Raw genomic sequence first — 11,314 nt, forward strand, 5'->3', positions numbered from 1 at the left:
TCGTACAGATAACACGCAAGTTGCGTGTCGAGAGAGAGGCGGTTTCTATTCTTATAGAAACTGCTTCTATTTTTTTACGAAAAAATGAAAACTATAGAGGTGATTAAATGGAACAAAAAAACGTACGATTATTCCCTGCCGTTTTAGCGACAGGAATTATGTCTTTTGCTGGCGTATTAATTGAAACAGCAATGAATGTAACCTTTCCGACATTAACAAAGGAATTTGGTGTTTCCACCGGTACCGTGCAGTGGGTGACAACGATTTATTTATTAGTTATTTCTATCATGGTGCCCTTATCCAATTATTTATTAAAAACCTATTCGTTAAGACGCTTATTTATTGTTGCGAATCTTTTCTTTTTGATTGGTTTAGCGATTGATGTCTATTCGCCATCTTTCAGTATCTTGTTATTAGGCCGACTCTTCCAAGGGGCTAGCACTGGGATTGCTTTGCCACTGATGTTTCATATTATTTTGAACTTTACCCCGCTGGAAAAACGGGGAACGATGATGGGGGTAGGCACATTGACCACTTCAATTGCTCCAGCCATTGGTCCAACGTATGGTGGAATTTTAACATCTTCCCTATCTTGGCACGCCATCTTTTTATTCTTAATTCCTGTTTTACTGCTTTCTTTGTTTATGGGATTATCTGCTATTCCAGAAATACCTGTTAAAAAAACCACCACTCTTGATTTGGTTAGTTTAATTGGTATTGCCCTGTTATTTAGTGGTTTGTTGATGTTTTTAAGTAAAATTGGTACATTGTTTGGCTGGCTTTCACTTCTGGCAGCCGTTATTGGCTTTGTTATTTTTTATAAACGAGCAACAACCGCTGAACAGCCACTAGTTCGTTTGACAATTTTAAAAAATCCCGCCTTCGTTTTATTTTTATGTGGCTTTTTAGTTTGTCAATTCTTATTGTTAGGTATTTCCTTTGTCTTACCAAACTTTGTTCAAATCGTCCTTGGAAAAAATGCGTTTGTAGCTGGGCTAGTCATGCTGCCAGGTGCTACAGTCGGGGCCATTTTGGCACCACTTTCTGGACGAGTGTTGGATCAATACGGCGCTAAAAAACCTATATTATTTGGCTTAAGTTTGGCGACAATCGGTTGGCTAGCTTTAACAATTTTATTAGAGATGCCTGTTTTATTAGGATTCGTCGCTGGACATGTTACCTATATGATTGGTCTAGGTTTTGCATACAGTAATATGATGACGACTGGTATGAGCTTGTTAGAGGAGAAAGATTTTGGCGACGGCAATACGTTATTTAATACACTTCAACAATTTTCTGGCGCTATTGCGACGGCCATTGTAGCGACGATTATTAATATCGCTCAAGACCACGCAGATAATTTTGCTCAGGGGACAACGATGGGCTCCCTCATTTCTCTGATTTTCTTGTTAACCTTATTAGTAATTGTTTTAATTGCTTGCTGGAATTATTTCCGCAAAAAAGCTTAAAAAAAAGCAGCTGGTCAGTTCCATAGTGACCAGCTGCTTTTTTTAGTTTTCTAAAGATAGTTGTTTTTTTGTTCTTCTTGCTTCCGAATATAAAGTACGAACAAGACAGCAATTAGCACGATAAAACCACCAAAAATCGGTGTATATGTTACTGATAAATGATCTGTGACCACCCCACCTGTCATTGAGCCGACGGTAATCCCAATATTAAAGGCTGCAATATTAAAAGCTGAGGCCAAAGTGATATCTTCTGGAACATACTTTTCCGCTAATTCTACAACATATAGTTGTAAACCAGGTACATTCATAAAGGCAAATAGGCCCAACATCAAACTTGCTAATAAGCCTAGAAGACTGTTATCCATTAAAACAGTAATGAATAAAAAGACTAAGGACAGAATTAATAAGCTAAACATTTTTACTAACGAATCTAAAGGTTTTTTATTTGCCCAGTGACCACCTACTGTATTGCCAATTGCGACCATTACGCCATAAACAACTAAAATAATCACTACCGCGTTGGCTGAAAAGCCTAAATTTTCCAATAACGGTGACAAGTACGTATATGCAGCAAACGTTCCACCATAACCAAAAGCAGTAATTAGAAAAGAGAAAACGAGGGGTTTGTTCGTAAAAATCCGCGTGATTCCTTTTATGTCAACCTTCCCTGGTATCGGTAAATTTTTGGGAACTAAAAAATAACTAGCAATCAGTCCCACCAAGCCAATACTGGCTATAAAAAGAAAGGACATATGCCAAGCTGTTTGTTGCCCAATAAACGTCCCTAAAGGTACGCCAGTCACTGTTGCAACCGTTAAGCCCGTAAACATAATAGCAATGGCGCTGGCACGACGTGATGGCGGCACAACATCTGCGGCGATGACAGTCGAAACAGACATGAAAATGCCATGCGCCAATGCAGAAAGTATCCGCCCTACTAATAAAATAATAAACGTTGGCGCAAACGCAGCAATTAAATTCCCACTAATGAAAAGAAGCATAATCCCCAGCATTAATGAGCGACGATTCCATTTTCCTGTCAAAATTGTTAATAACGGCGCCCCAATCGTCACACCTAAAGCGTACAAAGAAACAGTCAAACCTGCTTGGGAAAGACTAATATGAAAACTTTTAACAATCATTGGTAATAAACCCACACTAATAAATTCTGTTGAACCGATTGCGAAAGCATTGATAGCTAATGCAAAGAGCGTTAAATTTGGTGAAATTTTCTTTTCCATTCTCTTCCTCCTAAAAAACATTTGAATTTCAACAAAAATTACTATATACTAAGATTGAAATTTTGATAAGTACCTACTTTTTTGTATCATAGGTACCTTTTAGTAACTTTTGTTTATTATCAATCTATTAAGGAGGAATGTTTTTTGGAAACTCGTACATATGCGATTGGTGTCGAAGCAACGATGGATGTTATTGGCGGTAAATGGAAACCAATTATTCTGTGTAATTTACGGCACGGCGCCATGCGCCCCAGCGATTTAAAACGCGGCATTACTGGCATTAGTCAAAAAATGCTGACACAACAATTACGGGAACTCGAAGAAGACAACATTATCGAGCGGAAAGTTTACAACCAAGTTCCACCAAAAGTCGAATATTATTTAAGCGATTATGGTCAAAGCCTCTCTGCTGTCTTAGATAACTTATGTAATTGGGGAGAATCCCACGTGGCTCATTTGCAAGAACAAGGCCAAGAAATTTATTTAAAATGTGAAGATTAGTGAACAAAACGTTTATAAACTATATTAAGAGGGAGCTTTAAGCTATTTAGAGCCTGGGGAAAAATCATTTTAGATTTTTCCCCAGGCTCTTCTTATGCTTTAATAACTTGAATATCTTGCGTTAATTGGGCCCAATGATTAGTGGGTCCGTGGCCATGTCCAACAGAAATTGCTTGGCTAATGGCCCCTTGTATAAACTGTTTGCCAATCACAATCGCCGCTTCTAACGGCGTACCTTTTGCTAATTCGGCTGCGATACACGCTGAAAAAGTATCTCCTGTTCCATGAGTATTTTTCGTTACAATTCGTGGTGCACTTAGCCAAAAGCTCGAACCGTCTTCCATTAACACATAATCAGCCGCTTGTTGATTTGTGCTATGTCCGCCTTTCATAATAATATTTTTTGTGCCCAATTGCTGTAATTTTTTTGCTGCGGTCTGCATTTCTTGTTCTGTCTTGATGGTCGTCTCTAGTAAAACTTCCGCTTCTGGTAAATTAGGTGTCACGACCGTTGCTAATGGCAACAGTTTCTCTTTAATCGTTTGAACTGCCTCGGCTTCTAACAAATGATGTCCACCTTTAGCCACCATTACAGGATCGACAATCAACGGACCAAAATCAACTTTCTGCAAATTGCGAACAACATCTTCGACACGCTCACTATCTGCTAACATCCCCGTTTTCGCTGCCCCAATTTTAAAATCAGCCGCCAGTGATTGAAATTGTGCATCAATAAATGAACTAGGAATCGGTAAGCTATCTTGCACGCCATACGTATTTTGTGCCGTCAATGCAATGACAATATTTAAGCCAAATGCCTGCCGTGCTTGAAATGTTTTTAAATCTGCTTGCATGCCAGCTCCCCCACCAGAATCAGAACCAGCAATCGTGACTACTTGTGGGGTCAAATTATATTCGGTCATTTTCTCGCCTCCAACATTCGCTCCGTTACACGCATCAACCCTTGGACTTTCTCGGTTATCTGTTCAGCCAGCATAATTTCACTGACCAGTGAAACACCAGCCACTCCCGTTCCCATAAGTTGTTCTATATTTTCTTCTTTGATTCCACCAATCGCTACAACAGGAATCGTGACTGCTGCGGCAATTTCAGAAAGTGTCTGCAAAGAAGTTAACGGACTGTCCTTAGTCGTTGTGGGGAAAATTGCGCCCACGCCTAAATAATCGGCGCCCTCGTTTTCCGCTTCAACTCCTCGTGCCACCGTTTTGGCTGAAACACCTACGATTTTTGTGGACCCAACCAGTTTTCGCACAAGAGCAACCGGTAATTCATCATCCCCTATATGCACACCTGCTGCATCCACTGCCAAGCAAATATCGACACGATCATTAATAATCAACGGAATCTGATACGCATCTGTTACCACTTTAACTTTCACTGCTAATTCGTAAAAGCGCCGTGTTGACACTTCCTTTTCGCGCAGTTGGACCAATGTCACTCCACTGCGACAAGCAGTTTCAATTCGTTTTAAAAATTCAGTATCACTAAAATCATACCGACCTGTCACCAAATAAACTTTCAATTGTTCTCTCATAGCACTCGTCCTTTCACCGCCTCAAACCAATCCTTCTCCTTCATTAAAAGAGATAACTGATTTAACGTATTTTGGCGAAAATCGGCCAGCCCTTGGCTCTTAGTCTTGGCTTTTTCTCCGCAAAGATTAAAATAGCTCACTGCGGCTACTGCCGCAGTCATTGGCGCGTTGCCTTCACCTAATAAAGCGGCAACTAATGCGCCGACTAAATCGCCCGTGCCAGTGAAACAATCCAACTCAGGCACGCCATTTTGTAAGACAATCACTTGCTCTTGGTTAACCAAAACATCTTGAATCCCTGTTGCTAAAAATACCGTCTGGGGAAACTTTTGTGTTTGTTGACGTAAAGCTTGAATCAGCTCCTCAATTGCTTCTTCACTTTGATCCAAAGGGCTGCCATCCACTCCTCGGCCATGACTCACCAACTGGCAAAAAGTCCGCATTTCTGAAAGATTCCCTTTCACAACGGTTGGCTGATTGTGCACCAGCTTTTCCCCGACTTCACTCCGAATATCACTGGCGCCATAACCGACTAAATCGACTACGGTCGGTTTATTCACTTGCCGAGCATAATCACTAGCTGCTAACAAGCTTTGCTCTCGTTCTTGTGATAAATGGCCTAAATTCAAAACCAAAGCACTGGTTTGCTGAAACAACTGCGGAAATTCCCGGGGATCATCTGCCATAATGGGCTTAGCATCAATATAAAGTAATGCATTCGCCATAGATTCACACGTAATTTCATTCGTAATGCACTGAATTAATGGTGCCGTTGTCAGTGGAAAAATCGTTTCAAACTTAACGCTTGTTTTCATAAAAGTACCCTCCTAAAAATAATTCCTGTGTTTGTTTAAATACCCGAGTTTCTTTCAGTTTTACTAAGACAAGCCAAGCAATCACTGAACCAATCAGTGTGGCACCAATAAATCGTGGTGTATAAATGAACCAATAAAAATTCTGCTTACTGCCAGTAAACCAAACCATTACAGGATAGGACAATAACGAGCCAATGATGCCTGTACCAAAAATTTCCCCTAGCATCGACCAGCCTAATTTTTGTCCCCATTGATAAAATAAACCAGCAAAAAACGCGCCAAAAACGGCACCTGTTAACGCTAATGGCGGAATACCTAAGAATGTCATACGGATTAAGCCGCAGACAAGTGCCATGAGCGTTCCGTAAAGAGGACCTAATAAAACTCCGGCAATAATGTTCATGACACTGGACATAGGGGCCATTCCCTCAATTCGCATTAACGGCGATAATACAACGTCCATCGCAATCATTAAAGCCAGTAACGTAACTCTGTGGATTCGATTTTTTTCCACGTAAAAAAACTCCTTTCTGCGAGAAGCAAAAGGAGGCGCGACTGAAAAAGACAGAAAAACCCAACCACAAATAAACGTAGTTGGGTGCAATAATCGGTCAAAATTTCAAGACATTTCCCTGCGCCAGTCCTAACTGTTTCAGGTTCCATGGGTATAATCTCAGCTAATAGCACCCCAAATGTTTCTCTTCAATTGGCTTTAGTATAGCATAGTTTTTTGGAAGCGACTACTAAAATTGCCAAAGAGTTTTCCCACAAAAACAGAAAAAACGTCATGCCCAAAAAGTTCGATTTTTTTGGCATGACGTTTTTCATACTTTCGTTGGTCTTATTATTTAGAATCCTGGCATTCCTTTGGTGTATTTACCTAAAGTTGCTTCGGTTTCTTTTTCAATTTTTACTAACGCATCGTTGACAGCCATAATGACTAAATCTTGTAGCATATCAACGTCTTCAGGATCAACCACGTCTTCTTTAATGGTCAAATCTTTCATTGTGCGATCACCAGTAAATGTCGCTGTCACAAGTTGATTGGTGGCTTCACCGATAAATTCTTTTTCATTTAGCGCTTCTTGCGCTTTGGCCATTTCTTTTTGCATTTTTTGTACTTGTTTCATCATGCCTTGCATGTTGCCCATTCCTCGCATCATAATTCCTCGACTCCTTCATATTAATCATCTAGTACTTCGACAAGCTCTTCACCAAACATAGCGATTGCTTCATCTACTACTGGATTTTCTTGTGAATGTTCATTTGTTACAGGCGGTTCGTCCGCTAGACGAGCCATTTCATTTTCAGGTTCAGAATGATTCAAACTGCCCTGATTTTGGTTAATAAAACTTTGTCTTAGTTTTGGCCAGCTTTCTCTAGTAATGCAGACCATCTCTGGTGTATAGTCCATCAAACGGCTTAAATTATTATTGAAAGCTAACTGCATCTCTTCATCATCTGTTGCACGAGCACAAACAATCTCATAGTCAAATGCCACCACGATGCCCTTAGGACTCGCTGCGACAGGTTCACTAGCTTTGAGCATCGCTCGTTGAGTCACAGATAATGTTTGCAGTAAGTCTTCCCAGACATTTTTCACATTCATTAAATGTGTTCTAGTCGCTTCGTTTAAGACTTGATATACCCGTTCTGTGGGTACACGGAACGAACTTTTTGGCGCTTGTGGTCGTGCTTGTTGACGTGGCGCATCTGCTTCTTTGGCAGCTACACCGTGTTTCTTTAATTCAGCCAGTTCTTTCTTCAGTTGCCCGATTTGATTTTGTAAATCTGCTAATTCTGGATTTCCCTCTGCACTACCATCTTGATTAGCTGTTTCTGGCGTGTTGTGTTTATTGGGTTGCACCGTTTTAGCTAATTTGACAGTGGCTACTTCCAGATAGATATTCGCATTGTTGGTAAAGCGGATCTCATTTTGTGTGTCACTTAAAATTTGGATTAGTTGGTAGATTTTTTCAGCAGGTGTTTGTGTAGCTAGTTCCTTAAATGCTTCTGTCAAAGTTCCTGCTTTTTCTGCTAATAACTTCGGTGCTTGCTGATACATCAGCAAATCTCGACAATATAATAACAAATCTTCTAAGAAACGGCGCGCTTCTTTACCTTCGCCTAAAATACTTTCCAAGCCTTCTAATGCTCGTTCAACATCACCGGCGACACAACACTGAATATAATGATCCATCATTTCATAGGTTAGGCTGCCTGTCACTTGCATTGCATCTTCCAGTGTTACTTTTTCATCACTAAAGGAAATCGTTTGATCCAAGATACTCAAGGCATCTCGCATCCCACCTTCCGCAGCACGCCCAATCACATAAAGGGCTTGTTCCTCATAATCGAGAGCCATTTCCTGCATGATATGGGCCATATGATCGACGATATCTTGCGTACTAATTCGCTTAAAATCAAAGCGTTGCGTCCGTGAGATAATCGTTAACGGAATCTTGTGTGGTTCAGTCGTTGCTAAGATAAAAATAACATTTTGTGGCGGTTCTTCCAAAGTTTTTAAAAGTGCATTGAACGCGCCTGTTGATAGCATATGAACTTCATCAATAATATAAACTTTGTACTCGGCTTGTGTCGGTGCATACTTTGCTTTATCACGAATATCACGGATTTCTTCCACGCCATTATTACTCGCCGCATCAATTTCAATGACATCATTTAAACGACCTTCCGTAATGGCTACACAGGTTTCACAAACATTACAAGGTTCACCATCTTGACTATGTTTACAGTTAATCGCTTTAGCGAAAATTTTTGCGGCACTGGTTTTACCTGTACCACGAGGGCCAGTAAATAAATAGGCATGAGATGTTTTCTTTTGCACTATCGCATTTTTCAGTGTCTGAGTAATTGCTTTTTGTCCTACTACGTCATCGAAACGTTGTGAACGCCAGACCCGATAAAGTGCTTGATAAGCCATTTTTTACCCTCCCTTATTTTTCATTCTTATCTATTATACGTGATTTTTAGTCATTCGGCATCTTTTTTCTTTTAATGAGTCACTGGCGCAACCATTGCTAAAAAAGCCGCTTTTCCTTCACTTGTTTCTGCAAACGCACTGGCTTCTTTTAATCGCTGTTGATACGCTGAAGCGACCGTTTCAAGTGCCTGCGTTTTCTGGTTGTTCCAAGTCGTTAAACCTTGGACTTCTGCTAACGTTAACGAAGGCTTTGCTTGAGGTCGACTAAAAATTAAGTCCATGACATATAAAAGTTCTTTTCGTCGGGCAACGATTTGTATCTCATCCGTGGGCAGTTTCAGAATTTGCCATTGCTCAAAAATCTCATTTGCGGCTTGGGCAACTTCTGACGCATTCGGTCCCTCTAAGCGAAATGTCGCAACTGGCCAATTCACCATTCCTGCGTTGATTAAAGGATAGTTAGCTAACTCAACATATTCTGAAATGCTCGCTTCGGCTAATGGAAATTGTTGCAAACCCGTTTGATAATAGACATGCTCATTTTGTTCAAAGTCAGCATCAATCCCAGCAAAATAATGAGGAAAGACCTCAACAATTTTCAACAATTGCTGAAAAGTCTTAATTGAACGTTTCGCTGACTGATGTTTTTCAAACGCAATCACACCTTGTTGCTGATATTGTGCCTGTTTTACAAAGGAAAACCCCCAGCTTTCGCCATCTAAGTTCATTCGAATCACTCGATGGTTCGTAGTCGCAGGAAATTGCTGACTTCCCTGGTAGCCTTCTGTTGCCATGCACCATTCACAGCGGGGATAGCTTTGTGCAGAGAGCGTTGCTTTTGACGCCTCACTGTGGACCTTATTTGCTAAAAAATCACCATAGACTGTTGAAAAAACAACAGGTTCTTCCTGTTCAATGACCGTACCGTTTTTTTGACAAAGTTGGTAAAAATACTCGGTAGCCTCTTGTGGCTCTTTGGCATAATGTTGTGCAAAAAAAGCATTAACCACAGAAGGTGGCGGTGTCAACAAATCCATCAATTGCACCATGAACTGTTCTTTTTGTTGCTCTGTTTTTACAAGTTGGTTGGCACTCGCAATTTGACACAATTGTTCCGCCAAATCAGCGGCGGGTGTTGCCACAGGCCGTATGTCTACTTCGCCTAATTCTTGTTCACCAATCATTGATAATAAACGGTTCTGAAGATATAAGCGATCCAATTCCATCCAACCACCTGCTTGAATAGCAAGTGTGGTAAAATCGGCAATCATTTGACTCGTGGTCATCGATTCATTCCTCCTATTACTTTTCTTGATACCCATGTGGATGAGCTTGGTGCCATTGCCAAGCGGTGGCGATAATGTCCTTGACCTCAGTTACTTCTGGTTGCCAGCCTAAAACTCGTTTGGCTTTTTCACTAGAAGCAATTAACGTACTAGGATCCCCTGCTCGGCGTGGCGCGATTGTCGCAGGAATTTCTTGACCTGTCACTTCGCGTGCAGCATCTAACATTTCTTTAACAGAATAGCCGTTGTTGCTACCCAGGTTAAAGACGTCACTTTCGCCGCCATTTTTCAAATATTCTAAAGCCAAAATATGTGCTGCAATCAAGTCTTCAATGTAAACATAATCTCGAATGCACGTGCCATCTGGTGTGTCATAGTCATCCCCAAAAATACTTAGCTCTGATCGTTGGCCCAATGCCACTTGTAAAATAATTGGCACAATATGCGTTTCTGGCGTGTGATTCTCACCAATTGAGGCATCTTTTTTTGCTCCTGCAACATTAAAATAACGCAAAGCAACATATTTCATTCCATAAGCGTTGTCGCACCATTTCATGATTTTTTCCATCATTAATTTACTTTCCCCATACGGGTTTTTAGGATTCGTTGGGGTTTCTTCTGTAATAGGCATTGCTTTTGGTTCGCCATAAGTGGCCGCTGTGGAAGAAAAAACAATGTGTTTCACCCCGAATTCTTGCATGACTTCCAAGGCAATTTGAGTGCCGTGAACATTGTTATTGAAATACATTAACGGTTTCTCCACGGATTCTCCTACTAAAGAATTGGCCGCAAAGTGCAACACCCCTTCAATTGATTCCTTTTCAAAGACACTACGTAAAAAAGCTTTATCACGAATATCGCCTTCATAGAAAGTCGCTTGTTCATGAACTGCTGAACGATGTCCCGTTAATAAATTATCAACAACAACAACGGCATATCCTTTTGAAATTAATTGATCGACGGCATGTGAGCCAATGTAGCCTGCGCCACCTAATACTAAAATAGACATAAATACGCTCCTTTTACTCTCTAATTTCTTTTTCTATTGTACCATTAAATAAGGTTTACTTCTGAATTATTTCATTTTGTAAACAGGATTTAATTTGGCCATTTCTCCTTATTCATTTTTCCTATAAAAATACAGAAAAGACTTGGTAAATTTTAACAAATCTCTAAATTAGTCGTAGAGTTTATGAAAAATCATTGTAACTATTGGATTTTTTTGCTTTTTTCCGTCATAATAGAAACAAATACAATTTGAAAGAAGGAATGAACGATGAAAAAATTTGTATCAGGTATGTTAGTCGGTACTGCTATCACAGTTGCTGCTTTAGCCGGTGTGGCTACAACTATTAAAAAAACAGTCATTGATCCAATTGAAGAAAAAGAAGATATGATTGAAGAAAACCGTAAAAAAGCGATGCGTAAACGTATTGCACGTTAAAAAATAGCTGTGACGTTGAGATAAAAAATCTAACGCCAAGAAATCAACAGAAGCGCTTC

12 protein-coding genes and 1 riboswitch are annotated in these 11,314 nt (G+C 40.2%); of the genes, 3 read left to right on the top strand and 9 right to left on the bottom strand.

Features of this window, described 5'->3' with window-relative positions; translation table 11 throughout:
- Positions 1 to 107: 107 nt before the first annotated feature.
- Entirely contained in the window at positions 108 to 1,469 is a 1,362-nt protein-coding gene (locus IGL37_RS11015) for an MFS transporter (protein WP_002362334.1), read from the top strand.
- 50 nt (positions 1,470 to 1,519) lie between these two features.
- Here IGL37_RS11015 and IGL37_RS11020 read toward each other — a convergent pair whose 3' ends face one another.
- Positions 1,520 to 2,710 (bottom strand): MFS transporter, encoded by a 1,191-nt coding sequence (locus IGL37_RS11020; protein WP_010706833.1) that lies wholly within the window; start codon positions 2,708 to 2,710, stop codon positions 1,520 to 1,522.
- Between the two features lie 144 nt (positions 2,711 to 2,854).
- On the opposite strand from IGL37_RS11020, the gene IGL37_RS11025 reads away from it, so the two are divergent.
- Positions 2,855 to 3,211 (top strand): winged helix-turn-helix transcriptional regulator, encoded by a 357-nt coding sequence (locus tag IGL37_RS11025; protein WP_002356348.1) that lies wholly within the window; start codon positions 2,855 to 2,857, stop codon positions 3,209 to 3,211.
- 92 nt (positions 3,212 to 3,303) lie between these two features.
- Here IGL37_RS11025 and thiD read toward each other — a convergent pair whose 3' ends face one another.
- The 8 genes from thiD to galE form a co-directional block, all read right to left on the bottom strand.
- Positions 3,304 to 4,134: a bifunctional hydroxymethylpyrimidine kinase/phosphomethylpyrimidine kinase gene (thiD, locus tag IGL37_RS11030; RefSeq protein WP_002397056.1), complete on the bottom strand. Its 831-nt coding sequence runs from the start codon at positions 4,132 to 4,134 to the stop codon at positions 3,304 to 3,306.
- Positions 4,131 to 4,766, bottom strand: a complete 636-nt coding sequence (gene thiE / locus IGL37_RS11035) for a thiamine phosphate synthase (RefSeq protein ID WP_002387208.1) — start codon at positions 4,764 to 4,766, stop codon at positions 4,131 to 4,133. The genes thiD and thiE overlap by 4 nt, the downstream gene beginning before the upstream one ends.
- Positions 4,763 to 5,581, bottom strand: a complete 819-nt coding sequence (locus IGL37_RS11040) for a hydroxyethylthiazole kinase (protein WP_002362338.1) — start codon at positions 5,579 to 5,581, stop codon at positions 4,763 to 4,765. Before IGL37_RS11040 ends, thiE begins: the two co-directional genes overlap by 4 nt.
- Complete coding sequence (thiW, locus tag IGL37_RS11045; protein ID WP_002356342.1) at positions 5,565 to 6,053, bottom strand: energy coupling factor transporter S component ThiW; 489 nt, start codon at positions 6,051 to 6,053, stop codon at positions 5,565 to 5,567. The genes IGL37_RS11040 and thiW overlap by 17 nt, the downstream gene beginning before the upstream one ends.
- A gap of 140 nt (positions 6,054 to 6,193) precedes the next feature.
- Positions 6,194 to 6,282, bottom strand: a riboswitch (TPP riboswitch).
- Positions 6,283 to 6,429: 147 nt separating this feature from the next.
- Positions 6,430 to 6,744 carry a YbaB/EbfC family nucleoid-associated protein gene (locus IGL37_RS11050; RefSeq protein WP_002382484.1) on the bottom strand — a complete coding sequence of 105 codons (315 nt, stop codon included), beginning with the start codon at positions 6,742 to 6,744 and terminating at the stop codon, positions 6,430 to 6,432.
- Between the two features lie 20 nt (positions 6,745 to 6,764).
- Positions 6,765 to 8,525, bottom strand: a complete 1,761-nt coding sequence (dnaX, locus tag IGL37_RS11055) for a DNA polymerase III subunit gamma/tau (protein ID WP_002356340.1) — start codon at positions 8,523 to 8,525, stop codon at positions 6,765 to 6,767.
- Between the two features lie 71 nt (positions 8,526 to 8,596).
- Positions 8,597 to 9,847 carry a UDP-glucose--hexose-1-phosphate uridylyltransferase gene (locus IGL37_RS11060; RefSeq protein WP_033917828.1) on the bottom strand — a complete coding sequence of 417 codons (1,251 nt, stop codon included), beginning with the start codon at positions 9,845 to 9,847 and terminating at the stop codon, positions 8,597 to 8,599.
- Positions 9,828 to 10,820, bottom strand: coding sequence for a UDP-glucose 4-epimerase GalE (gene galE / locus IGL37_RS11065; protein WP_202583890.1), 993 nt, complete (start codon positions 10,818 to 10,820; stop codon positions 9,828 to 9,830). The genes IGL37_RS11060 and galE overlap by 20 nt, the downstream gene beginning before the upstream one ends.
- Positions 10,821 to 11,087: 267 nt before the next feature.
- Here galE and IGL37_RS11070 point away from each other — a divergent pair, with 267 nt between their 5' ends.
- The gene (locus tag IGL37_RS11070; protein ID WP_002356337.1) at positions 11,088 to 11,255 is read left to right on the top strand and encodes a DUF3042 family protein; all 168 of its coding nucleotides are present in this window, start codon (positions 11,088 to 11,090) and stop codon (positions 11,253 to 11,255) included.
- Positions 11,256 to 11,314: the final 59 nt, after the last annotated feature.

Source organism: Enterococcus sp. AZ119 (genome assembly GCF_050546175.1).
GTDB lineage: Bacteria > Bacillota > Bacilli > Lactobacillales > Enterococcaceae > Enterococcus > Enterococcus faecalis.